Origin of the sequence: Actinotignum stranguriae, assembly GCF_051265215.1 — a bacterium.
GTDB classification, from domain to species: Bacteria; Actinomycetota; Actinomycetes; order Actinomycetales; family Actinomycetaceae; genus Actinotignum; species Actinotignum schaalii_C.
This window is the reverse complement of the sequence record NZ_JBOZCJ010000025.1, coordinates 1-24475: the sequence shown is the minus strand read 5'-3', so window position 1 is coordinate 24475 and position 24475 is coordinate 1. Positions and strand designations below refer to the sequence as shown.

Annotated in this window: 20 protein-coding genes and 1 tRNA gene; 6 read left to right on the top strand and 15 right to left on the bottom strand. The window is 61.6% G+C overall.

The window, feature by feature from the left end:
- Positions 1-16: 16 nt before the first annotated feature.
- From ACRQEG_RS08175 to ACRQEG_RS08165, 3 genes are all read right to left on the bottom strand, one after another.
- Positions 17-1306, bottom strand: coding sequence for a hypothetical protein (locus ACRQEG_RS08175; RefSeq protein WP_145989820.1), 1290 nt, complete (start codon positions 1304-1306; stop codon positions 17-19).
- A 182-nt stretch (positions 1307-1488) separates the two neighbouring features.
- Positions 1489-2046 (bottom strand): hypothetical protein, encoded by a 558-nt coding sequence (locus tag ACRQEG_RS08170; RefSeq protein WP_101657611.1) that lies wholly within the window; start codon positions 2044-2046, stop codon positions 1489-1491.
- 7 nt (positions 2047-2053) lie between these two features.
- Positions 2054-2299 carry a helix-turn-helix domain-containing protein gene (locus tag ACRQEG_RS08165; RefSeq protein ID WP_369277840.1) on the bottom strand — a complete coding sequence of 82 codons (246 nt, stop codon included), beginning with the start codon at positions 2297-2299 and terminating at the stop codon, positions 2054-2056.
- 53 nt (positions 2300-2352) lie between these two features.
- Between ACRQEG_RS08165 and ACRQEG_RS08160 the strand changes: the two genes are divergently transcribed.
- On the top strand, positions 2353-2745 hold the full coding sequence (locus tag ACRQEG_RS08160) for a helix-turn-helix domain-containing protein (RefSeq protein ID WP_145989824.1): 393 nt from the start codon (positions 2353-2355) through the stop codon (positions 2743-2745).
- On the opposite strand, the gene ACRQEG_RS08155 is transcribed toward ACRQEG_RS08160, so the two are convergent.
- Both ACRQEG_RS08155 and ACRQEG_RS08150 read right to left on the bottom strand, forming a co-directional pair.
- A tRNA-Thr gene (locus ACRQEG_RS08155) sits at positions 2701-2773 on the bottom strand. The two genes, ACRQEG_RS08160 and ACRQEG_RS08155, sit on opposite strands and share 45 nt — an antisense overlap.
- A 523-nt stretch (positions 2774-3296) precedes the next feature.
- On the bottom strand, positions 3297-4814 hold the full coding sequence (locus ACRQEG_RS08150) for an alpha/beta hydrolase (RefSeq protein WP_320757819.1): 1518 nt from the start codon (positions 4812-4814) through the stop codon (positions 3297-3299).
- A gap of 302 nt (positions 4815-5116) precedes the next feature.
- On the opposite strand from ACRQEG_RS08150, the gene ACRQEG_RS08145 reads away from it, so the two are divergent.
- Positions 5117-6190: a 2,3-butanediol dehydrogenase gene (locus ACRQEG_RS08145; RefSeq protein ID WP_016443332.1), complete on the top strand. Its 1074-nt coding sequence runs from the start codon at positions 5117-5119 to the stop codon at positions 6188-6190.
- Between the two features lie 89 nt (positions 6191-6279).
- Here ACRQEG_RS08145 and ACRQEG_RS08140 read toward each other — a convergent pair whose 3' ends face one another.
- The 4 genes from ACRQEG_RS08140 to ACRQEG_RS08125 form a co-directional block, all read right to left on the bottom strand.
- Positions 6280-7659, bottom strand: coding sequence for a DNA polymerase III subunit delta' (locus tag ACRQEG_RS08140; RefSeq protein ID WP_435730815.1), 1380 nt, complete (start codon positions 7657-7659; stop codon positions 6280-6282).
- Positions 7656-8321 (bottom strand): dTMP kinase, encoded by a 666-nt coding sequence (gene tmk / locus ACRQEG_RS08135; RefSeq protein WP_320757817.1) that lies wholly within the window; start codon positions 8319-8321, stop codon positions 7656-7658. The genes ACRQEG_RS08140 and tmk overlap by 4 nt, the downstream gene beginning before the upstream one ends.
- Positions 8322-11048 (bottom strand): type I DNA topoisomerase, encoded by a 2727-nt coding sequence (topA, locus tag ACRQEG_RS08130; RefSeq protein ID WP_320757816.1) that lies wholly within the window; start codon positions 11046-11048, stop codon positions 8322-8324. It lies immediately after the preceding gene.
- Between the two features lie 130 nt (positions 11049-11178).
- On the bottom strand, positions 11179-12741 hold the full coding sequence (locus ACRQEG_RS08125; RefSeq protein WP_320757815.1) for a class I SAM-dependent methyltransferase: 1563 nt from the start codon (positions 12739-12741) through the stop codon (positions 11179-11181).
- A 153-nt stretch (positions 12742-12894) separates the two neighbouring features.
- On the opposite strand from ACRQEG_RS08125, the gene ACRQEG_RS08120 reads away from it, so the two are divergent.
- Positions 12895-15276, top strand: coding sequence for a DEAD/DEAH box helicase (locus tag ACRQEG_RS08120; protein WP_320757814.1), 2382 nt, complete (start codon positions 12895-12897; stop codon positions 15274-15276).
- Between the two features lie 484 nt (positions 15277-15760).
- Here ACRQEG_RS08120 and ACRQEG_RS08115 read toward each other — a convergent pair whose 3' ends face one another.
- The 6 genes from ACRQEG_RS08115 to ACRQEG_RS08090 form a co-directional block, all read right to left on the bottom strand.
- The gene (locus ACRQEG_RS08115; protein ID WP_435730816.1) at positions 15761-16363 is read right to left on the bottom strand and encodes a TadE family type IV pilus minor pilin; all 603 of its coding nucleotides are present in this window, start codon (positions 16361-16363) and stop codon (positions 15761-15763) included.
- A 69-nt stretch (positions 16364-16432) separates the two neighbouring features.
- Positions 16433-16699 (bottom strand): DUF4244 domain-containing protein, encoded by a 267-nt coding sequence (locus ACRQEG_RS08110; RefSeq protein WP_320757812.1) that lies wholly within the window; start codon positions 16697-16699, stop codon positions 16433-16435.
- A gap of 257 nt (positions 16700-16956) precedes the next feature.
- Positions 16957-17517, bottom strand: a complete 561-nt coding sequence (locus ACRQEG_RS08105) for a type II secretion system F family protein (RefSeq protein ID WP_320757811.1) — start codon at positions 17515-17517, stop codon at positions 16957-16959.
- Complete coding sequence (locus ACRQEG_RS08100; RefSeq protein WP_320757810.1) at positions 17508-18287, bottom strand: type II secretion system F family protein; 780 nt, start codon at positions 18285-18287, stop codon at positions 17508-17510. Before ACRQEG_RS08100 ends, ACRQEG_RS08105 begins: the two co-directional genes overlap by 10 nt.
- The gene (locus tag ACRQEG_RS08095) at positions 18281-19459 is read right to left on the bottom strand and encodes a TadA family conjugal transfer-associated ATPase (protein WP_320757809.1); all 1179 of its coding nucleotides are present in this window, start codon (positions 19457-19459) and stop codon (positions 18281-18283) included. The genes ACRQEG_RS08100 and ACRQEG_RS08095 overlap by 7 nt, the downstream gene beginning before the upstream one ends.
- Positions 19438-20565, bottom strand: a complete 1128-nt coding sequence (locus tag ACRQEG_RS08090; RefSeq protein WP_320757808.1) for a CpaE-like family protein — start codon at positions 20563-20565, stop codon at positions 19438-19440. Before ACRQEG_RS08090 ends, ACRQEG_RS08095 begins: the two co-directional genes overlap by 22 nt.
- 236 nt (positions 20566-20801) lie before the next feature.
- Between ACRQEG_RS08090 and ACRQEG_RS08085 the strand changes: the two genes are divergently transcribed.
- The 3 genes from ACRQEG_RS08085 (at position 20802) to ACRQEG_RS08075 (ending at position 24011) form a co-directional block, all read left to right on the top strand.
- Complete coding sequence (locus ACRQEG_RS08085; protein ID WP_320757807.1) at positions 20802-22214, top strand: hypothetical protein; 1413 nt, start codon at positions 20802-20804, stop codon at positions 22212-22214.
- Between the two features lie 71 nt (positions 22215-22285).
- A complete protein-coding gene (locus ACRQEG_RS08080; protein WP_320757806.1) occupies positions 22286-23221 on the top strand; it encodes an alpha/beta fold hydrolase in 936 nt (311 codons plus the stop codon).
- 112 nt (positions 23222-23333) lie between these two features.
- Positions 23334-24011, top strand: a complete 678-nt coding sequence (locus tag ACRQEG_RS08075; RefSeq protein ID WP_016443318.1) for a Crp/Fnr family transcriptional regulator — start codon at positions 23334-23336, stop codon at positions 24009-24011.
- The last annotated feature ends 464 nt before the right edge of the window (positions 24012-24475 follow it).

Sequence of the window (24475 nt, the reverse complement as noted above, 5' to 3'; positions counted from 1 at the left end):
CAAAAACCTCAAAAACCTAGTGTGTGGCTACCGCTACCGTTTGGGGTAGTTCGGCCAAGATCATTTGCCGCCACGCCCGAGAAAGCCGCGGGTCATCCCGAATCCGAGCCTCAAACACCCGAGCCTCACCCGGCGCAACCCTTTGCGCCTCGGTGAGCAGGCCGGTGAGTTCGTCCATCGAATACCCCCGCGCCGCCCGCTGGTTGGTTACTGGCGGGGAGGCAGCGATCTGGCGAATCCGATACGCCACCAAACCCCCAACATTCCGGACATCGCCCGGAATCGGGGAGCTATTCAAGAGCCGGTAAACCTGGCTTGCAGTCCAGCCCGCATCTAACGCGGCCCGCAAATCACGGGCCACCACTTGCAAGCGTGAAGGAGCAATAAACCCGGCCAGGCGCTCGGGAACACAAGACGCCACCACAACCGCATCCCCCGCCGCATCCACGCCCGGCCCCTGTGGCGTCGTCGAGTCCGGCCCGGCAGGTGCTGGCGTGTGGGTAGCCACGACAGTGGCACCCACCACGCCTTGCTGGCTTGGGTCACCATCCACACCAACCACACCCAAACGAGAATCATCTGCTGGCGTTTCAGGCCGGGCTGGTTGGTTGGATTTAATCCCTTCTGAACGTAGTGAAGAAGGGTATTGGTTTAAGGGGTACCGCTCACCGACGGACGATAACCGGTACCCCGGAGAACAATCACCTGTGGATAACCCGGTGTCGCCAACAGACACCCCCACGGTAGCGTTTTGGTTTTGGCGGTTTTCCGCCACTTCACTCCGAGGTACCGGAACCGGTACCCCGGCCACACCACCTATGGATAACCCAGGCATGTCGCTATGTGTATTCTCGTCACTGGAGGCTTCGTCCGTGCCGTCGGCGATGGTGATCGGATGACCGTCCACGTCCAGCTGGACGACTTCCTCACCATCGGGCCGCGGGGATACACACGCCACCACATCGCCGCGCACACTCTCCGGAACTTCAAGAAAAGCTTCCTCAAGACTGATCGGCTCACTAGAAAGCACCGTGACCGTCGCGAATGTTCCACGCCCACCAGCAACACGGAACCGATACCGCAAACCGGCAACCTCGAGTTCTTTGAGCGCGGTAGATACCGCACGCCGGCCGAGTCCGAAATGCCCGCTCATCGAGTCCCGAGTCTTCGGAGCGTGGGGTGGCATCGAGAGCATATAGACGAACAAGCCGAGCGTCGGGGCAGACAAGCGCACGCCCCACACGACATCATTCGTCATCCAGGTGCCGCCGCGGTTTTTCCGGGTAACGAAGAGATCACTACTCACGGGTGTTCACCTCCCCCGCTGTTCGTGTTGAAGAATAGGGCTGGCTGGCCCTCTAGGAGTACCGAAGGCCAGCCAAGCCCGCGCGCCAATGGGAAGCGCGCCCCCAACCAACCCACGCATAATAGAAGAAGCAAACCAACTATCAGCGTCGATGGAAGGGAAGAACATAGAACTACTGGCGGTTACCATGGGATTATCTCCAGCCACTCGCTGAGATTTTCCGCAGCGATCTGCGAGGACGCGGGCGGGAAAACCGTCTCTCGGGTAAGGATGCCCGGCGACGTGAAAGCCGCGACCTTCAAGCATTCCCCACCAAGCCACGTACCAATGCAGGTGTCCGTGCGGTTCGCGACTATAAGCCCCACAAGCGGGTCAATCTGGGAGTGGGAAACATACACATCCTCACCCTCGCTAGCGTTGGGGCCAAACGCCGGAGTCGTGCGGTAAGCCAGGCCGCACACCAGCCACGGCAAACACCAACCCCACAGCTCCTCCGGGAGTGCGTTCAGGTTGTAGCCCAGGCGAATCTCGCCGCCCTCCACGCACACCTTAAAATGCTCAAGCACCCGACACGCTTTATCGAAGTGTTCTTCGGGTACGCAGTCCACATCGAAAGCTACATACACCCACGGGTCACACACCCGCATGCCCAGTTCTGGCGAATACACGCCCTCATCGCCGATATTCAAATTCCAGCACTGAATAACAACCGACTGCCCCAACTCCAACGTCGTGTCCATGAGGTGCCTACCCGAAAATTTCCAACTGGCCCGGCAGAGCCGCGCCTGACACCTCGCCGGCATTATCCGGCGAAGCATCCTCCGCAACCGGCGCAAGAATACGATCAACCTCCGACTTAGGGATGCGCCATTGGCCGGACGGAAGTCTTACGGCGCGGATATCGTTCTCGGAGCACCAGCGTGTGACAGTAGTACGGCTTACACCCATAAGAGAAGCAACTTCTCTCGTCGTCAAAATCCGTTTAGGCACCATACCCCCTAGTTGCGCTACGCTCATCTGGTTGCAAGCCTATATGGTGCGGCCAGATGCGTCAAGACGTGCCAGTTGCGCGTGATGCGACTGGATGGTACGCTATAGGCATGTCAATCGCCGCTGAAGAACTAAATCTCACGAGCGACGAGGCCGTTGGCATTAATGTCATTCTCTGGCTTCGCCGTCGCGGAAAACAACAAATGGAGCTAGCGAACTGGCTCGGGCTCAATAAGGCAAGTGTTTCGCGGAAAACTTTGGGTAAAACTCCATGGTCAGTGCAAGACCTTGTTTCTACCGCAGCTTTTCTGGATGTGCCTATCTCCGCACTTCTTCCCGACTCCGTTGTAGAGGAAGAGCAAAAGAAAAAGGCCCGCACATCCGAAGATGCACAGGCCGTTCAGAGCCACCTGAGAGAATCGAACTCTCGACCTATTCATTACGAGTGAATCGCTCTGCCGACTGAGCTAAGGTGGCACGCTACCCGCGGCTAGCCGCACGGGCGGCCAGTTCACAAGGCAACAGATGCATACTACCCGGCTAGCGCGCGGGCGCGCAAACCCCGGCGCCGTGAGCTAGCGAACGTTGAGAGTCGGGCAGGGCCGCCAGCGGCAGGCGCGGCGGCGGCGTAAAAAATAAAAGCGCGTAAAGAAAAGTGTTGCTCCCCGGGGCGAGAGTCACATGAACTCGCCTCGGGGAGCAACATGGGGATTACAACATCCCCAGATGAGCACACCGACCACCACAACCGGCGGCTCAGGTCTATAAAGCTTTTTGACGATCAGCCCTGCTTGAAAGCCCATTCAAGAATGGCCACATCAGCACATACAAGCATAACGCCCCGGCGCTAAGGGAGCAAAGAATTGCGTTCCCTATTTATGTGCACAACTTCACTACGGGACCGTAACATCGTGAAATTTGCAGTAATTCCACGATGACCTGGGACGATAGGCCGATATGAAGCCGACGCCACGGCCGCTCGCTACGGCCGCTCACTGCACTAGCGTGCCGGGCAATTCAGATTTTCAGGGACGGCTCCGGTCAGGTAAAACTGGCGAATCGGATCGTCGATGCACCGGCCCGCGGTCCCGAAAGCAGTATGCCCATCGCCTTCCCAGGTCACCAGCACGCCGGATTCCAAATCCTCGGCTAGGGACTTGGCCCAAGCCTGCGGGGTAGCCGGATCATACTTGGTGCCAATCACGACGATGGGCGCCGCACCGGCGGCGCGGAAAGGCCCCGGATTTTCCTTCGCCTGGGCGGGCCACACCTGGCATAGATCCGAACCCGCGTAAGCATCCCCCAGCAGCGGGCCGTCCTTGGTGGCCCGCGCGGCTTCCTCTAGTTCCGCATCCGTGGCGGGCCGATAATCCGCGCAATTAATAGCCAAATTCGCCTCCGTGGAATTATCCAGGAAATGCCCATCGCTCGGATCGCGGCTCTGCCCCGTTAGAGCGATAAGCTGGAGAACCGTCCCCTTGTTCTGCTTATCAACCTCGGAAATCCCCTCCATCAGCACCGGCCAGAGCATCTTGCTGTAGAACGGAATGGTAAATGCCGATAGCGCCTGGGCTCCCGTGAGCGGCATATTCGGGTTCCCGGTGGGAATGGGGGTGGCGGTTGCGGCGTCAATAATGGCGCGCATGCGCGCGATACCCTCATCCACACTTCCCTTTAGCGGGCAGCGCGAACCCTGCTCCTGCTGGCACCATTCCACGAAACGACGCGCGGATTCTTCGAAACCACGCGTTTGATCGGTGGCGAGGCGAGCCGTTCCCAGGGTGGTATCGACGGCGCCGTCGAGCACCATGCGGCCCACCTGAGCAGGGAAGAGATCCGCATACTGCGCCCCGAGGAAAGTGCCGTAAGAATAGCCCAGGTAGTTGAGCGAACGATCCCCCACCAGGTGGCGCAACACATCCAAATCCTGCGCCGCCGAACGGGTATCAACATACTTGAGGTATTCGCCGTTTTTCTCCTTGCAGCGCTGCGCCACCCGCTGCGCATCCGCGGCTTGCTTGGCATCCGCTTCCGGATCGGAATCCGGATAGGTAGTATCCACAAGCTGCTGCAATTCCGCATCCGTGAAACAGGTAATCGGGGTCGATTCACCCACACCGCGCGGGTCGAAACCGATGACATTGTATTTTTCGACAACATCCTTGCCCAGAGAAATCGAAGCCGTGGGCAGCAAATCAAGCCCCGAACCCCCCGGGCCACCAGGATTAATAAAAATCGAGCCGACGGCGCTACCACTCGCCTCTTGTTTCCGCATCGATAATTCGATGGTCGCACCCTCCGGGTCCTCATAATTCATGGGAACCTGAACGCGAGCGCATTGATCTTTGCCGCAGGAGGTCCATTCCACCCGCTGCTCATAGAACCGGGCGAGCTGCGCCGGGTACTCCGGTAGCGCGCCGGTAGAAGTATCGGGGGTGCCGCCACGCACCAGGGCATTATTGGCACACCCGGAGACTAAAAGCAGCACGGCGCCGAGAGCAGCAAGAGTTCTTTTCACGTGTCTAGCGTACGGGAGCAAGCTGATAATAGGCAGGAGGCCGCGGTAATTTCGCTAGCCGTGCAATTACTAAATTTTCGCGTCTGAGGCATTGCGCGGGTGCACATACTCTGACACACTAAATGTGATACTCACTACACATCTTCGGATGTATCGCGGTCGTTTATTTTCAACGCCACTGAACGGTGTCCACTGGCGCCGCCGTGAAAGGCCGCGGATGCAGAGGGTGCGCCGGAACGTCCCGGCAGGTAGATGGATATCGCGTGCGCGCTGTGCAAGCGTGCCCAAACATAGGAGGAAGAATGAAGGCTATTCGCTACTACGGCAAGGAAGATGTCCGGCTTGAGGATATTCCTGAACCTGAACTCCAGCCGGGAACCGTGAAGATTTCCTTGGCATATAACGGTATTTGCGGCTCTGATCTGCACCTGTATTTTGATGGGGTCATGCCACCGGCTCCCTCGGCTGATGAACCGCACCCCATTTCCGGAGAAACTCTCCCGGTGGTTTTCGGTCACGAGTTCTCCGGAGTTGTGGATGAAGTTGGCGAAGGCGTGACCAAGGTGAAGGTCGGGGATCGCGTCGCAGTGGAACCGTTTATGGTATGCGGGGAATGCCCGGCCTGTAAGAAGGGCATGTACAACCTCTGCGAAAAGATGGGATTCATTGGAATTTCCGGACGCGGGGGTGGCCTGGCTGAGAAGATCGTGGTGGAAGAACGTTGGGTTCATAACGTTGGAGATATTCCGCTCGATCAGGCCGCTCTTATCGAGCCGCTCTCCGTTGGTCATCACGCTGTCGTGCATGCTGGCGCTGCTTTCGGGAAGGCTGAAGGCAAGGTCGCCGTAGTGGGCGGAGCCGGTCCTATCGGGCTGCTCACCGCCTCGGTTCTCAAGGCCTACGGCGTGAAAACCATTGTTTCCGAACCGTCCGAAATTCGCCGCGCGAAGCTCGAGGAAGTGGGGGTTGCCGATCTTATCGTCAACCCTGCGGAAGAGGATCTGCTGGAGAAGGTGAAGGAATTTACCGACGGCGTGCTCGCGGACTTCGCTTTCGATTGCGCCGGTATTGCCGCGGTGGCCGATCAGCTTCTCAGCGTGCTCACCACCGGCGGGCACCTCGAAGTGGTAGCTCTGCACGCTCATCCCTTCGAGCTGGATCTCATGGGTGCCATTATGATGCCCGAACGCTCCATCAGCGCGTGCATTGGCTACTGCAATGATCACGAACCGGCCATCAAGCTGGTGCAGGAAGGCAAGGTCAACCTGGAGCCGCTCATCACCTCGAAGATCACCGCGGATCGCATTGTCGAGGATGGGTACAAGCGCCTGCGGGGTAATCCGGGTGAAGTAAAAATCCTCGTCTCGATGAAGTAACCCACTGAAGTAAGCGGTAACGTCAAGCTGGCGGGCCGGTACAGAAGCTATTCCTCGGGGGAAGACGAGGGAAGGTTTCTACCGGCCCGTTAGTTTGCTTGAGATGGTTGCGCTAGCGACGGCAAAGCGAGCTCGATAAACATCGCTTCGAGGGCGAGCTGCGGGGCAACATTCGCGGCCAGACGCCGCCGCGCCCGCGCCACCGCATCCATGCGCGCCACCGAGAGTTCCGGGGTGGAGGCAGCCGCAGCCGCGATGATCTGTGTTTCAAAATCGGCATTAATGAGTTCGACGCCGGCATCAACCTGCACCGCTAGCACATCACGATAGAGAGCCAGAACATCGAGCATGGCCCGGTCCAGATAGTCACGGTCCTCCCGCACCGCCCGCTTTTTTCGCTGTTCCTCAAAAGCGCGGATCTGAGCGCGCTGCGAGGCCGAACCGCTCTCCCGCTCCCCCAGGCCGATGCTCGCTCGGAATTCCGCGAGCTCGGTATCGGTTTCGGTATCAGCCGCCGCCTTCGCGCCCTTTTTCGAGGCGGTGCCAGAGTGCGCGGATTTCGAAGCAATATTTTTCGACGCCGCACCCGCGCTCGCCGGGTAGCGATCAAGGAGATGTTGGGCAGCGACCACCGCATCTGATGTTCCACCCAAATCGAGAGTTTCCCGCAGTAAAGCCGCGCGCTCTGCCGCAACCTGCGGATCACGAAGTAGTGCGCGAGCCCGCCCAATATGGCATTGAGCAATACGCGCGGTTGCGCGAGCTGTGCGCTCATCCACCTCGAATTCTCCGGCCAGGAGCTGGGCAACCGCCTCTACGCTCGGAACCTGGAGGGCCACGTGGCGGCACCGGGAACGAATGGTGGGGAGCATATCCTCGGGCGAGGCAGTAATCAGAATCCACACGGTATCGCGCGGAGGCTCCTCAATTGCTTTGAGAAGCACATTCGTGGTGCGTTCCAGCATGCGGTCCGCGTCTTCAATAATGATGATGCGCCGCCGGCCCACCGAGGGGAACGTATAGGAAGATGCCACCAGCAACCGGGTTTCTTCCACCGAAATTGTCACCGAGCGCGGATCCATCCGGATTACATCGGGATGGGTGCCGCCCAGCGTGGTGGTGCAGGCATGGCAGTGCCCGCAGCCGGGCACTGGGCCGGTGCATTGCACGGCAGCCGCGAAGGCCAGCGCGGCCACTGACCGACCCGATCCGGGCGGCCCGGTAACCAGCCATGCTTGAGCCATTGCCGCGCTGCTAATATCCGTCGTCGTACTAACATCCAGTGCCGTATTTAAATCCGCAGCCGTATCCGTATCCGACGCGGCCACCGCATCGGTAGCGGCGCGCGCAGCAGCCGCGGCAACGGCCGGACCGCGCAGCTCCGGGTCATCGATCCGCGAGGCCCAGGCCGCTCGCTGCAAGAGCTCGGCAACCGGCCGCTGGCCAATAAGCGCATCGAAAACACTCATGAGGTTTCTCCCGCGGTTAGCTGAGGCGCACCGCGATCCGCCAGCTCTTCGAGACCCGCCAGCAAACTTTCCACCCGCGCAATAATCTGCGCGGCAAGATCAGCAACGGTATCACGCGCGTTGAGCACCAGGTAGCGCTGCGGATTATCCGCCGCGAGCGCGAGGAAATTCTCGCGCACCGCCCGGTGGAACTCCCGGCCTTCCGACTCGATCCGGTCATACTGGCCATCGTCCGCGCGCGCTAAGCCTTCGTTTTCCGGGATGTCGAGGAGCACGGTGAGATCCGGCCAGAGTTCTTCGGTAGCCCACTCGGATATCGCCCGGATTCCCCCGCCCAGATCACGCGCCCCACCCTGGTATGCCAGGGACGAATCAATATAGCGATCCGAAAGCACGACCGCCCCGGCCTCCAGACCCGGGCGAATAACGGAAGCGACATGCTGGGCACGGTCCGCGGCGTACAGAAGGGCTTCGGCTCGCGGGCTGACGGCACCCCCGTGCAGGAGTAGCTCCCGAATCTGGGTGCCGAGCATGGTTCCCCCGGGCTCCCGGGTTTGCACAACGGTATATCCCCGCTTGGAAAGCTCCGCGGCAAGCAGCTGCAACTGGGTTGTTTTCCCAGCTCCATCCCCGCCTTCAAAGGTAATGAATGCCCCGCGCATTTATGCCTTCTCGGTGGTCGATCCGGTAACGGATTTTTTCGAGCTAGACTTTTTCGCCGTGCTCTTTTTCGCCGTCGTTTTCTTCGCGGCGGGAGCCTTAGCCGTGTTCTTCTTCGCCGCCGTACGCCGTTTTACCGGTCCCTTCGCGCGCCGATCCGCAAGCAGCTCGTAAGCGCGCTCGGGGGTAATATCCTCCACGGTATCGCCCTTGCGCAGGGACGCATTCGTTTTCCCGTCGGTCACGTACGGACCGAAACGGCCCTCCTTGAGCACCACCGGAGCTTCGGTCACCGGATCGGTCCCCAGCTCCTTGAGCGGGGGCTTAGCGGCTGCCTGCCCGCGGCGCCGCTTGGGCTGGGCCAACAACGCCTGCGCTTCTTCCAGGGTGATGGTGAAAATCTGCTCCTCGGTTTCCAACGAGCGAGTGTCTTTCCCGTGGGTAATATACGGTCCGTATCGCCCGTTCGTCGCGGTGATATCCACACCGTCCTCGCCCTGCCCGATCACGCGCGGCAGGTGCAACAAACGCAGGGCCTCTTCCAGCGTGACAGTTTCCGGCTGCATGGATTTCAGCAACGAGGCCGTGCGCGGCTTCGGTGCCTTTTTGGAGATTTTCCCGGTGGGCGTGAGCGCAACTTCACCTTCGCGAATAATTTCAGTCACGTACGGCCCGAAACGTCCAGATTTTACGACGACGCGCCGCCCGGTTTCAGGGTCCTCGCCCAGTTCACGTCCATCGGAGGATGCCTTCTCCAGGATGTCATGGGCGGCCTCAACCGTCATTTCATCGGGGGCCATGCCTGCCGGCACTGAGGCGCGCTTATCGGAACCTTCCACTTCCAGATAGGGCCCGTATTTTCCGTTGCGCAGGGTGATCCCCTCCCCGATTGGAGTGGAGTTAATGGCTCGCGCATCAATATCGCCAAGGGATTCAACCCGCCCTTCCAGGCCCGGTTTATCGCCATCTCCCCGCCAGAATTTCGACAGGTAGGTCACCCGATCCCCGCTACCCTCTGCAATTCGGTCGAGATCGGTTTCCATTTGCGCAGTGAAATCATAATCAACCAGGTCAGGGAGATTTTCTTCCAGGAGGCGCACCACGGAGAAAGCGGTCCAGGTAGGAACAAGCGCCTGACCGCGGTGCTCCACATACCCACGATCAGTAATAGTGGAAATCGTGGAAGCGTAGGTTGAGGGGCGCCCGATACCCAGTTCTTCCATCTTCTTCACCAGCGACGCTTCGGTATACCGCGGCGGAGGGAGAGTTTCGTGGCCGGTGGCTTGCGGGGCACTCACCGGCAGTTCCTCCCCTTCTTTCACATCCGGGAGCCGGGCGGCATCCGTGGCTTCGTAACGATTGGCATCCCGGCCTTCTTCGTATGCGGCTAGGAACCCGGGGAAAGTAATCACCGTTCCGGATGCGGAGAAGGTGGCGGTTTGTGCTCCGGCCGCACCACCAACCGGCACATCAATTTTTAGAGAAACCGTCTGCCCACGTGCGTCTTCCATCTGGGATGCAACGGTACGTTTCCAAATAAGTTCATAAAGTCGGAAATCGGCACCCGAGAGTTCACCGGCCACCATCTGCGGAGTGCGGAAATGATCACCGGCCGGGCGGATAGCTTCGTGCGCTTCCTGCGCGCCCTTCGCCTTCTTACCATAGAACCGTGGCTTTTCCGGCAAGCTAGCCTGCCCGTACAATTCCTTGATCTGGCTACGGGCCGCGCTAATTGCCTGCGCGGACAGGTTCGTGGAATCGGTACGCATGTAGGTGATATAGCCCGATTCGTACAGCGACTGGGCTATCCGCATCGTTTGACGCGAAGAGAGACGCAGTTTACGCCCGGCTTCCTGCTGCAAGGTTGAGGTAGTGAAAGGTGCGGCAGGACGACGGCGATACGGCTTTTCGTCCCGGCTGCGTACCGTGCCCCTCGCGCCTTCGAGGGTTTCTGCCAGCTGACCAGCCAGCTCAGCGTTGAGAGCCCGTACGCCGTCCTTAGTCGCCTTGGCGGATAGTGCGCCGTCGTCGCCAAAATCTTTACCGGAAGCAATCCGTGCGCCATCAAGAGAATGGAGGGCTGCTTCGAATTGTTCGGACACACCGAAGGTGGCGGTCACGTCCCAGTACGATGCGGAAACGAAAGCCATGCGTTCGCGTTCGCGTTGCACAACCAGGCGAGTGGTGGCGGATTGGACGCGGCCGGCGGAAAGCCCCGCGGCGACCTTGCGCCACAGCAGGGGCGAGACTTCGTAACCGACCAACCGGTCGAGGATACGGCGCGATTCCTGGGCATCTACCAGCTGGGTATCGAGCGCGCGGGGTGTTTCCAGGGCACGGGAGATCGCTTCGGGAGTGATTTCGTGGAAAACCATCCGCGAGGTGGGAACTTTCGGCTTGAGCACCTCGTAGAGATGCCAGGCGATCGCTTCTCCCTCGCGGTCCTCATCGGTTGCCAGGAAGAGTTCGTCGGCGTTCTTCAAAGCTTTCTTCAGCTCGGCAACCGTTTTGTTCTTCCCGGCAGAAATAACGTAGTAGGGCGAGAAGTCACCGTCCACATCGACAGCGAAGCGCCCGTAGGGTCCCTTCTTCATGTTGTCGGGTAATTCCGAGGGCTGAGGCAGGTCTCGAATGTGCCCCACGGACGCCAGCACCTCGAAATCCTCACCCAGGTACCTGCCGATCGTGCGCGCCTTGGCGGGAGACTCCACGATAACCAGCTTCGTCACAACTGCATCCCTCACTACTCACGGCGTGACACGGCCACGCCTCCAACACATATTTTGTGCCCTGTTGTCACACGGTAGCACGCCCGCGGCGAAAACCGATGCTCGTCACGGGAACTCTCTTGTTTATCGCCTAGTTCCCAGTTCCTGTTCCTTCGATCAAGAACCCGGTGGCGATGAGCTCGCGCACCGTCTCGAGGAGACGGGTTTGGACATCCGCGCTCTCCTCTCCGTAAATACGCGCAATCGCCTGACACAGGGCGCTCACGCTCAACTCACCATCGCAGGCGCCCACGAAAGCCGCGACTTGGGAATCAGCCGGGAGGGTCTGCTGGAATCCGCCCGTGTGCGCGAGAATAATACGTAGCGGATCGGCCGCCCCCGGGTCATAAAACCGATGTTCGATCACCTCGGTGCGGGTCAGGGTGCGCTGTGCTAATTCCTCATCGGGGGCGGCCACCAGGTGCCGGTTCTTCCAAACCCGCTGAATATGCTGGCGGATATCGCCCTGGGGGCGGCCCGGTATTTCCTCGGTGCGGATCATGGGTTCGCGAGCGGCAGCCGGGCGGGAGAGGATCCCGTATCCCAGACTGATCGCGCGTATCCCACGCTCAGCAAAATCATCGAGCCAGGCGCGATACGCCTCCTCGTATCCGGTATCGCGCGGGCGCAGGCCACCATCCCGGAGCCACATCTCTACATAGTGAGCCGGATCGACCTCATCACGCGCAATAAACCAGGCATCGAGGCCCGCCACCCGGGCCCACACCTGCGGGTGGGTATCCCAGGAGCAGCCGTCTTCCACTTCCCAATTCCCCAAAATATAGGCAGTGCCGGTATCTGTGAGGTGGGCGGGAAGCGCGGAGATGAGTTCAGAAAGGAGTGTGTCCCCACCAAATCCACCGTCGCGATACTCGAAATCGACTTTTTGCCGGACGGCCGCGGGGGTGATAACAAAAGGTGGATTGGACACGATGGTGTCAAAACGCCCCTCCACCGGTTCGAAAAGAGAACCGTGCAGTAGTTCTACCCGTACGGCCGCGAGCGCGATATTTAGGGCGGCGAATTGCAAAGCTCGCGCAGAAATATCGGTGGCAACCACCTCGCAGCCTTGCAGTGCGGCGCTAATGGCATGGATTCCGCATCCCGTTCCCACATCCAAAACCCGTCCCCCGCTATAGGTGACGATATTCGCGAGGGTGCGGGTGGCCCCACCCACCGGCATAACGTGGTGGGCTCCGGGTACCCGGCCGGCCAGTTCCCCAAAATCGGAGGCGATAAGCACCTCGGTACGGGTGATACGCCGGGTGCCCCTCCTAGTAATGTCTAGCGGAACGGGAACCACTTGGAAGCGGGCCCGATATCCCGGGTTGCTGACCGCGAGCAGGGCATCGCGCGTGACCCGATCCCCGAAGGTGGCGGGGAAGGCGCTCTCAAGTTCTTCTGCGCTGAGAGTATCGCCGAGAATAAGGAGACGGACTTGGCAGGCCAGGATCTCCGCTTCGGTATGCGGCGCAGTGGCCTGGTGGCACACGTTTTCGCATGCGAGAAGAGCGGGAATGCGCTGTTCGCGGCGCATGGCAGCGGTGGCTTCGGGGCCGAGCAGGGTCGAGATATGCGCGGTGGTATAGCCTGTGAGATCTTGACGTAACGTGGTGGCGAGGCGCTCGGGGGCGCCCGGGACAAAGAGCTCCATGCCATAACAGTAAACTGCCCGGCCGTGTTGAGGAAAGCCCCGGGGAGAGAAACGGGAACTAGCGTGGCTTTCTTTGGCCCTCAACCCCATGGCTCTCGGCTCCATACCTCGCAGTTCTTTGGCCTTCGGTACCTCATCGGGCACACTACACATATGCGTCTCCTATCCGTTCTTGAAGAATCCGCCACCGCGGGACAGTTGGTAGCGCTGCGCAAACAAGATGCCCGCCCCGCGGGAGTAGCCGGGTGGCCCGCGTGGGTCAGCCCGCGGGTAATAAGCGCCTGCGCTAGCCACGGTGTGCCACAGCTGTGGAAGCACCAGGTCCGCGCCGCGAATCTCATTCACGCAGGTATCCACACGGTAGTGGCCACCGGGACCGGTTCGGGGAAATCTTTGGCGGCGTGGGTGCCGGCGCTCACCGAGATGCTGGGCCCGCGTAGCTCGACTAGTTTGGCGCGGGTAAGCGCTCCTCCCACCGTGCTTTATCTTTCCCCGACCAAGGCTTTGGCGGCAGACCAGTACACCTCGTTGCGGGCCCTGGCTCGAGATGTTGATTCCCGGATCACGGTGGCTACCGCAGACGGGGATGCCGACTCGGAGGAGAAGACTTTCGCGCGCGACCACGCCGATATTGTGCTGACCAATCCCGATTTCGTGCATCACGCGATGCTGCCCCAGAAAGACCGATGGCAGCGGATCTGGCGCGGGTTGCGGATGGTCGTTGTCGACGAATTTCATTCGTATAAGGGGCTCTTCGGAGCGCACGTGGGTCATGTGGTGCGCCGGATTTTGCGTATCGCAGCATTGTATGGCAGTCGGCCCACAGTTGTTTTCCTGTCGGCAACTGCCGGAGAACCGCAGGAAACTGCCACCAGATTTATCGGAACGGCCTTTGGCCCTGTCGAAGCGGTAACAGATGATGCCTCCCCGCGCGGCGAACGTACCATCGCCTTGTGGCAGTGTTCTCCTGTGGACGACGACGAGACCGACCATATTCTTTCCGGGCAGGTACGGGAAGGTGAGGGAGAAATCGTGCGCCGCTCGGCCACGGTAGAGGCGGCCGATCTCACCGCTCGTTTCGTGGCAGAAGGGGCGCGGGTTCTCACCTTCGTGCGTTCGCGGGCCGGAACCGAACGGGTAGCTGGGCTGACCCAAGAGTTGTTGCGCGAAGAACACAAGTCTCTGGCCCAGGCGGTAGCGGCTTACCGCGGCGGGTATCTTCCTGAAGAACGCCGTGATTTGGAGCAACGACTTCGTTCTGGAGCATTGCGGGCCGTGGCAACAACCAATGCCCTGGAATTGGGTATCGATATTTCCGGACTGGACGCGGTTATTCTCACCGGGTGGCCCGGAACAACGGCCTCGTTTAACCAGCAGGCGGGACGCGCCGGGCGGGCGGGAAGTTCCGGGCTGGCTGTCTTTATTGGAACCTCCAATCCTTTGGATCAGTATCTTCTGGCCCACCCGGATACGGTACTGAGCACGGGCGCGGAGGCCAGCGTTTTCGATCCGCTCAATCCGAATGTTTTGACCGGGCAGGTGTGCGCAGCCGCCGCCGAGCACCCGTTGAACGAAGGTGATGCTGCTATTTTCGGACTCCCTGATACTTCGCTTTTCGACGACCTGAGCGAGCAGGGGCTCTTGCGCCGCCGCCCCGGCGGGTGGTTCTGGGGGCATGCGGGGATTAGCGCTCACGAGCTGGTGAACCTGCGCGGCGAGGCAAGCACCGTGTCCATTGTTGACGAAGAAGACGGGAACGTTCTGGGGACGGTGGATGCCACGCGAGCAGATACCACCGTGTACCCGGGGGCTATCTACATACATCAGGGCATTCCTTTCGATGTACAGACTTGTGATGGTGAAGTGGCTATCGTGCGGCATCGACCCCAGGATGATCTGCGGACCTTTGCCGCTGAAGAGACAACCGTGAAGATCCTCCGTTCGCGCTCCCGTACCGCCACCCGGCTCGGGACCTGGGCCTGGGGGGATGTGGAGGTATTCAATCGGGTCGTCGGATACCACCTGCGCCGGGCCCGCGATGGCATGTACCTCGGGTTTCACCCCATTATTCCGCGAGAGCGCAGCATGGAGACGTGCGGAACATGGTGGACGATGGCATCCCAGGATCTGGAGGAACTCGGTATCCCTGCCGCGGATGTTCCCGGTGCTTTACACGCCGCTGAGCATGCCGCAATCGGAATACTCCCCCTCTTTGCCATCTGCGACCGGTGGGATGTGGGAGGCCTGTCTACCGCGTACCACCCGGATACCGGAACGGCCACCGTGATTGTCCACGATGCTGCGGCCGGAGGTTCGGGATGTGCCGAACGGGGATATCGGGCCGGCCGGCAGTGGATCCGCGCCACGCGAGATGCCGTGGCCGGTTGCCCGTGCCAGAACGGATGCCCGCGCTGCGTCCAATCCCCGAAATGCGGTAATAACAATGATCCCCTGTGGAAAGAGGGCGCGGTGCTGGTGCTCAGTGCCTTGAGTTGTGCACTCGATGAGCTGGAGGTCGCGGAGTCGGAGCCGTGACCTCGCTCAATAGGACCTGCCCGCGATGTTACTCGGACCGTTACTGGCACCGCGCGAGCCCGGGTGCGTAGCCGAATCAAAAATACTTCTTCGGTTTCGCTGCATTCTTCGACAATTGAGCCATCGCGCTGCGCGCTACGCTCGCTCTTAGTGCAGGCTTCGGTTAGTGACCAGCCCTGGTTAATCACCCGCTCGGCTGTTTGCAGGGCAATAACATCTGCCGTGGCGCGAGCGTCCATTCGCGCGATTACCACGGTGCAGGCGGTGAGCACCGCTCCGGTCAGCCCCAGCACAAGGGCTATCACCCCTAGCGCGAGCACGGTCCCCGCGCCCCGCTCAGAGGCCCGACGCGGAACCCGGGACCAGGTCCGGAATAAATCCCAGTGCCGGACGCGGGACGGATCCCGGTGCCGGACGCGGCTTTCCCTTCGACACATGAGATAGAGCCGGTACCATTCGCTCCAGCTATCCCGCCATGAGACTCTCACGTTCCCAGCACTCCCGGTTCCAGATCTACAGAAGTGCTTGCTTCCATAGTGATACCCAGGGCCCGCAGGGGGCCGGTTGCTTGGGCACGCACCACCACGTTCACGTGGTCTTCCGCGCGTTGCAGGTACAACTTGGCCCGCGGTGGGAGTTCGCGAGTGCGCAAGGCCTCTTCACTTTCCCCGCGCGCGGCAAGGACCGCAATATCGTGGGAGGCGCTGCGCAAGGAGATGTATTGGGCCCCGGCGCTCAGCGCCCCGAGCGCGAGCAAGAGGATAATGAGTACGCTAACAATCCCGAGGGCCACTTCTACCGTGACCATGCCCGCTTCCCGGTTCTCCACGCCGTAAGGCCGGCGCAAAATGCGGGAGAGTTTGCGGGAACGGATCTCCCGGCGACGGCAAGCGCAGGGAATTGCTATATGCCCGCGCGCCTCAATGACCTCATGGCATTGCGCACATAAACGCCGGCGTTCCCGGAATCTGTGGGACCGGTGGGCCCGCTGAGCTGGCTGGCTGGCTAGAAGTGCGCCCTCACCGGCCGTGCCCCGCGGCAAAGAAGGTAACTCCTGGCATTGCTCGGAGGAATGCTTCGATATCATGACGGGCCTTTCTCTTTTCTGTGAAGCCGTGGGCCTCCCACCGGGGCCGATGGGAACCTGGACTTCGGTTTAGGCGATATTGAGCCCGCGCCGGAAAATCCCGGCGATCAGCTCACGCATCCAATCCTGCTGGGAGAGCCAGTAGAGGATGCCGGCGATAGCGCAGGCTCCGAGCGTTCCGACAGCGTATTCGGTGGTGGTCATGCCCGCTTCCGGATGGGATTTTCCCTCCAGGAAAGTGCTGCCCGGGTGGGTGGGGAGAGTTGATCTAACGGGGTTGAGTGCCGTGGTCATAATGGTGCCTTTCTTATCTGTAACGAGCTGTGCCGTGCCCATGGGTGGATGTGGTTGCCGGACCCCACTGCCCGCAGCCCAGGGCTGGGCTAGGGGCTGCTCGGAACGTGCTAGGTCCGGCTCTGCTAGTCTTCCGCGCCGTACACGCTCCCGCATCCGACGCCCACGCGCCTGTGGATAATCGTCCCGTATGAGCGTTCTGGGGATACAAGGGGATAAAGCAGGAACGAGCGTGGCGCGCCGTCGCAATTTAGCTTCGTTCACACGGTTTCCTTTAGCCGCCTTCGTTCACACGGCTGTTATTGGAAAAGACCGGCGGCTGCACCACCCACCGCCGGAACAATTCCCACGAGAATAAATGCTGGTAGGAAACACACGCCTAAAGGCACCACAAGGCTATTGCCGAGTTCGGCCGCCGCGCGGCGCGCTTCTCTAGAACGACGACGCCGGTAGCTGCGGGCGGCCGTGCCAAGCAGAGTGAGCGGGGCTACCCCATTCTCCCAAGCTGGCTGGAGGGCCTCGCGCAGCAGGTGGGCGCGTGGGTGTATTCCATCCCACGCCTCGGCCCAAGGTGCGCCCAGCAGGAGAAGCTGCGCCGTCGTACCGACATCAAGGTGGGCGTATTCTTCAGCGACGGCGAAAGATACCGCTTCGAGTGCGGCCGGAAGTGAAGCCCCGGAGGAGAGAGCCACCCGCGCGAGGTCTGCCAGAAACGCCGGGTCGGAGGGAGGTAAGCGCCGCCCGGCTCGCGGCGCCGCTCCCGGCCGGGATGGAGCATCCTGCCCGCCCGCACCCTGCCCGGCAGCGGGCATCCACACCCGGGCGAGAAGAAGAACCAGGAGACACAGGATCAGCCCCATTGCTCGGCTTTCCTGACCAGGCGACGCATCCATACGATACCGGCCACCTCGCAGATGAGCGCCAAAGCAAAGCAGCATCGCCCGATCGGGGTTTCAACGAGGAAAGTGACGGGATTACCTCCAAAAAACGAGCCGAGGAGCATGCCGAAAAGGGGCATGGCGGCGAGCATTTTCACGGCTGACCGCGGCCCGGCTAACGCGATGCGGCGCTCACCTAGCGCATCGCTGGATTCGGAGAGCGCCGCCGCGCAGTTCTCGAGAATGCGAGCTGCCGATGCTCCGGTGTGGTGAGTGAGCCGACACACTGCAATGAGCGCGGGAATGCCGAGGAGGCCGCGGGCCCGGCGCGGATTACGGGGCGCCCGCTCCCATAGCTCTCGGAGAAGTAAGGGAACTCCGACCTCGTCGATCTGGCCGGCATGGTCACCTCTCATCTCACTCGTAGCACCGGTTCCTGAGCTGTCCGCACTCTGCTCAAAACGGGCGAGCGCGGTGAGCCAAGCACGGCGGTGATCAGCGCCCGAATCAATGCGGGCCGCGACTTCCACCGCGAGCAGGCCGGCGTCAAAACTGGGCGGGGAATCACGCTTGCGCCGGCTCCGCGGCACGCGCTGACCACGCCTGCCACACCCATCACGGCTGTCACGGCTGGCTATTTCGCTTCTCGGGAAGAAGAATGAGTGGAAGGTCATCTTGCCGGCACGATCCCAAGGAACGCCAGCATACGCGCATACGCCCAGAAGAATGCCGAGCACCACCAGAATTACCATGTCACCTCCAGTCCTAAACGCGAACCCAGGGTGGCCCACCCGGGTCCGGCGTGGATAGTGCCATCGGCACCCACCGCCAAGGCATCCGGGGCTTCAAGACTGCCATTGCGGCTGCGGAGGATAGCCACGCGGGTGATGCGCCGGAGTGGCCCGTGGCGTTCAATAGAAATAATGGCGTCGAGGGCCGCGACCGCCTGTGCGGCGACCACCGCGGCAGACATTCCTGCCAATGCGCCGAGAGCCACGAGGCGGGCGGGAACATCGCGCGCCGAATTGGCATGGATGGTCGCCCATCCCCCTTCGTGCCCGGTATTGAGTGCGGTAAGGACCTCACGCACTTCTTCTCCTCGGCATTCCCCCACCACGATCCGATCCGGGCGCATCCGCAAGGCGGCCCGCACCAATTGACTCATGGTAATTTCACCGTGGCCTTCCACATTGGGGCGGCGAATTTGCAGGTGCAACACATGCGGATGCGCGGGCCGCAATTCCGAAGCTTCCTCAATAATGATGAGCCGTTCGGTGGCAGGTACGCAGCTGAGCAGAGAGGCTAATAATGTGGTTTTCCCCGATCCGGTAGCACCGGCAACCATGACGTTAGCGCGCTGCTCCACCAGGGCTCGCAAGACCGGCATAAGCGCTGCGGGGAATGTGCCCGCATCCTGAAGCTCGGCGAGCGTAAAGGTGCGGGCCCGTTGGGTACGCAGCGATATCGCGGCTCCTTCCGCGGCCAGCGGAGCGAGGACCGCATGCAGGCGCGTTCCGTTGGAGAAGGTACCATCGGCAATAGGAGCGGCGTCGTCCAAACGTTGGCCGGCGCCGGCAGCTAAACGTACCGCGAGTGCGCGTACTTCCCCCGGATCGACCAGCAAGGCGCTCAACGGTTCGTCGCGTTCCAGTCCATTTCCGCGATCCAGCCACACCCCGGTACCGCCGTTGATCAAAATATCGGTGACGGAGGGGTCTTCAATCACGCGCCGCAACTGCGGGCCCCAGCCGCGGGCCACCGCGTTGATATCCCGCGCCACTCCCAGCACATTTTTTATTCCAACGGCGTGTGGCGCCACGGTCGCGAGCACCCCGGGCACGCTGATGCCGCGGGCTAGCTCCCGGCGGGTACGAGCCAAGTTCCCGCGGGAACGGGCCAGATTTAGTTCCCCCGTGCTATCCATCGATTCACCCCTGAGCCACCGCCCAGAACCTCATCGAGATGCGCGGCGAGCTGCGTAACGTCACGCGCGGTCCCGGACCGGCGCTGTTCTCCCACAACAACGCCGTGCGCGAGGTCCTCATCCAAACCGCGCAGACGCCGCACGGGAATCACCTTCTGGCCGATATCCACCCCGAAGGCCTGCGCCTCCACTTTGTGAGTGCATCGCGCTGCGATCACCACTGGAGTACTCTCCCCCACATCACGAAGGATTCTGGGGAGGGCCCGGGCATCGCGGCCAGTCACCTCGGTAACAAGCACCACCACATCGCACCAGGCCCGCCAACGTGCCGGCTCGCTCCCAAGCAGCAAGGAGCTGCGTGGGAGATCAACGTAGGTGGTGTCGCTAGCTTGGGAAAGCGCATCGATGGCATGTGGAACCGCGTCCCCACCCGCGGGCGCTCCGCCGCGCACATCCGCGCTGAGGAGACTGAGTTGCCCGCGTGCCGGCAGGGCCGCCCGGAGCCGTTGCGGGATGAGCATGCCTTCCGCGTGGGCAATATCAGCCCAGCGCGCCCCGCGTTTTTCCTGAAACCCCATGAGGAGTTCAAGCCCGGCTGAGAGCGGATCCGCATCCACCACGGCGGTGCGCGTGATACTCAGCGACGCGAGCCAGGCCGTCAGCATCGATACCCCTACCCCGCCACGTACCCCGGCGATCCCAATAATGCGCCCGCGCCGAGTTTGCCCGGCCGCCAAAACTAGTTCGAGCAGGTCTTCCGCTTGGCGTGGAAGCTCCACGACTACCGATCCGCGCGGAAAATAATTGGCGAGGACCGGGTGGAAACGCGCGCGGACCGTGGGCAGGGCCGCCGAGATTTCCTCTAATTCAAGTATGGCCGGCGGCGCAGCTACCCCCGGTGATCCACGCGCCACCTGTATTCCGGCCAGTTCCGTAACGGCTTCCACCTCCCGCATCGCCTCCTCATGCTGGTAGGTCAGGGAGACGAGTTCGCGGGGGACGGCGGAAATGAGCGGTGCCGGCGACGCCCCAGCAGGGACAGAAACGCTGGAAACAGGAGCGCCAGACGCGGAAACGGTAGGCGGGAAACTACGGGAAGAAGTCATACCTCGAGCGTGCCTCGTCTCGGTCCCGGCCGCAGCCACGTATCGCTCCGCTGTGGATAACCACCTACACGAACGAATCTGTGGATACGCACCTCCCGATTTGTGACGCGCGACCTGATTCGTAACGCCTCATCCGTTTTGTGACACATCGCCCGGTTTATGGCACACCGCTGAAATTCTCCACATCCGCGTGATTTCTGGCATATCTTTGAGAAAGAACTATCAAGGGAGGACCCATGTCTACGCCAAATGACCCGTACAATACCGCGTCGCGCCGGCCACTGGATGATGACGATATTCTCGAGCCCATTGCCGAGGACCATCTCGCGGACCAAGAAACCGCTTACCTCCCCACCACGCAGCCTCCCGCTCCCACCCCAGTTTTTTCTCACGACGACGCTCCGCTCCCGCCGGCTTATCCCGCAGCAGAAAACACCGGCGAGCCCTCCCCTCTGAGCGATTCCGCTCCGGCGAGCACCGACGCGACCGAACCCGAAGGCGAAGCCGCTGACCGGCCCGAGCCCGCACCCGAATCCGCGAAGCAGGCAGCCCCGGCTCAGCCCGCTCCGGAACAATCCGAGGCCGAACAGGCAGCCGACGAAGAACTCGCTGAAACCACCTCCGCGGCGGCACCCACTCCCGCGGAGGCACCCGTTCCCGCCAACACCACCACCCGTGGGGAAAGCACCGGGCCCACCACTCCAGAAGCACCCGCACCGGAGGAGACAACGCCCGCGCCGGCCGCGCCGCGTCGTCGTTCCGTTTCTGAATCACTGGCAGCAGGCACTTTCGACGATAGCTACCACACGGAAACCCCCGCTGCTCCGGACCGCGAATACGCAAACCTCGCGCAGGCAGCCGGCGTAACCGCAACCGTTCCGGCAGCGTCCGCGGGCCCGGAAGTCACCGCCACCGCGGCTGTTGATCCCTACGTGGGGGCGGGCACGGATCCTTACGTGTCCGGGGAAGCGACCGCAACCGCGCTCTACCCGCAGGCCGGCCAACCCGCCGCAGAGCCCACCACCGCCCCCGCCGCGGGGCTTGACGGCCCGGTCTTCCCGGCCGTGCGCGAGGAAAGCTTGGAAGATCAGCGCACCTGGGCGGATATTGCCGAAATGGAGCCTATTCCGGATGCCCCGAAGGGTCGGGTGTGGACCCATATCTGGACCTCGGTGGTCACGTTGCTTCTGCTCCCGCTGACCTGGTATCTCATTTCGGACGCGGTGGCACGCCTGCACCTGGCCCGCACCTTCGCGCTGGAAACGGCCCCGGTCAATTGGGCCGCACTGGCGGAACTGGCCGGTGGCGTCGCCCTGCTCGTCGTTATCGCGCTACTAGCGCGACTCTCCTCCCTGGGCGCGCAGCTGTGGGGCTGGGCTCTGCTCGCCGCCAGTTTCGTGGGACTCATGATTCCCGGCCAGGCGCTGCGCGGGGTGCACTGGGTGGATTCCCTCATCGGCGGCTACAAGCCGGTCACGGATAATATCGTGCACCATTTCGCCTACGATCTTGCTTTCGGCGGATTCATCCTGCTGGGCGCTGCCCTGGCGACCATCGGATTCGCGGCGCACGGGGCGCGCTCCCGCGGTTCGCGGCGCGCGCGGGCTTTCACGGTGCGCGAATACCGCCTCCCCGAGGAGGAAGCATAAAAGCCGGAGCATCGACAAGCCCGAGCGCATAAACCCGAAGCCCTCAAAGCCGGAAGGTAACAAGGTGCCGCATGAGCTCACTTCCCGCCGATAATTCCTGCGTCTGGATCCCCGGACCGTGGGAGCATCGCCTCGTGACCGCCAACGGTGCACAATTCCACCTGGCCTACGCCGGGAGCCACTCGACTCGCACCCCGCTGGTGCTGTTCGTGCATAGCTACCCGGAATACTGGTATGCCTGGCGCCACCAGATAGAACCCGTGGCGCAGGCCGGTTACGAAGTTGCGGCCGTGGACCTGCGCGGCGTGGGTGGAAGCGATAAAACTCCCTCGGTGCAATCTGGGCCCGAACTGGCCCAGGACCTTATTTCGCTCACCGAATCCCTGGGGGCAAGTTCGGCGGTGATCGTGGCGGCCGGGTCCAATGCTGCCCTCGGATGGGCAGCTGCGGCGATGGCCCCCGATATTATTACCGGACTCGTGACGGTTGCCAGCCCACACCCGCTCGGGCTGCGCCATTTGGGGCGCGGTATTCGCCCGCGCGGTCTGCTCGGTTTGCTGACGTCGCGGCTGGGGAATCGCTCTCCGCGCGCGCTCGGGGACGTGCGCAATATGCGCCGTTTGCTCCTGGAATGGTCCGCCCCGCACAGCCGCGGCGCGGCAGGGGCCGCCGAACAGTACGCCGCTGCGATGCGCCTCCCGGAGGCCGCGACAAGCGCGGTGGAACAATTACGCTGGACCGCCACGTGGCGGCGCCGCCCCTCCGGGAAAGCCTGGCGCGATATCCTTTCCACTCCCGTGGACGCGCCTGTCTGGGCAGTGCGCGGCCTTGCTGATCGCATGATTAGTGAACGGGCCTGGGCTGATGACCGTTCTTTCGCCACCGGCTCCTACCGGCTCATCGCCGTGCCGGGCGCCGGGCATTTCATCCCTGAAGAGTCCCCGCGTGAATTCACGAATATCATGCTGGATTTCCTTTCCCAGCTCGAGAGGTCCGCACGGCGGTAGGCCGCCGCTAGACATATACAGCCCAGGTATGAGACATTTTCCGTGAATAATGGCAAAATGTGACATGAGACTACTTCAGGAATATTCTGAGTACATCGGAGGAAGGCTAGAGATGGATACCAGCGTTTTACGAACCGTGCCCCTTTTCAAGGACATGGATGAGGAAAGTCTCGCCGCTCTCGGCGCGATGATGAGCGATACGTCCCTCAAGCGGGGCGAATCGCTTTTCCACGAAGGCGACCAGGGTGATCGCCTTTATATTGTCACCGATGGCAAGGTGAAGCTCAGTCACACGTCTGATGACGGGCGCGAAAACCTGCTCGCCGTTCTCGGCCCCGGGGAAATCATCGGTGAACTTTCGCTCTTTGACCTGGGGGCTCGTTCCTCTACCGTCACTGCTATTGCGCCGACGCATCTGCTTTCCCTCGCGCATCGCGATATGAAGAATTTCATTGAGGAACACCCCACCCTCGCCATGTCGATGCTCCGTGAAATGGCGCGTCGCCTGCGCAATACTAATGAGAATCTTGCCGATCTGGTATTTTCCGATGTTCCCGGCCGTGTGGCGAAGGCGCTGCTCGACCTGGCCAATCGTTTCGGCGAACGCACTCCCGAAGGCATGTACGTTGCGCACGATCTCACGCAGGAAGAGCTCGCGCATCTGGTGGGAGCTTCGCGTGAAACGGTCAATAAGTCTCTCGCTGATTTCGTCTCCCGCGGGTGGATTCGGCTCGAAGGCCGCGCCGTGTTGCTCCTGGAGATTGGCCGGTTGCAGCGCCGCGCCCACTAGTCTCTACTTTTAATACTCACGTTCAACGCGTCACGCGGGTGGCTGGACTCTTTCGAGGGTTTCGGTCGCCCGCGTTCGTGTTCCTACCGGCACGTTTCCTCACGTTGTAGCACGATGCCGTCACTGGAGCGCGGCACAGTTGGTGCGACGGTGTAGGTGGTGCGACGCCGCAGCCGCGTTTCCGTGCTGTTCCGCTCATTGCGGCGCAGCCCCTCCGGTACGACGGCGCAGCGGTCGGCCATCACGAACCTCAGCAGTCACACCAGCACCCGGCGAGCGGGCATGTGTTCTCAGAGCTGTACTTCGCATGTACGACATCCGCAGTACACCCCGGAAAAACAACCCGTCCGGGAAGGCGGCCCGAAACCACGATTCTTGGGCTTATAGGACAAAAGGGGCTGCGGACTGTTTATTGGACATTATTGCTTAAAACCGCTTGACGCTGTTCCATAATTGTTAAACCA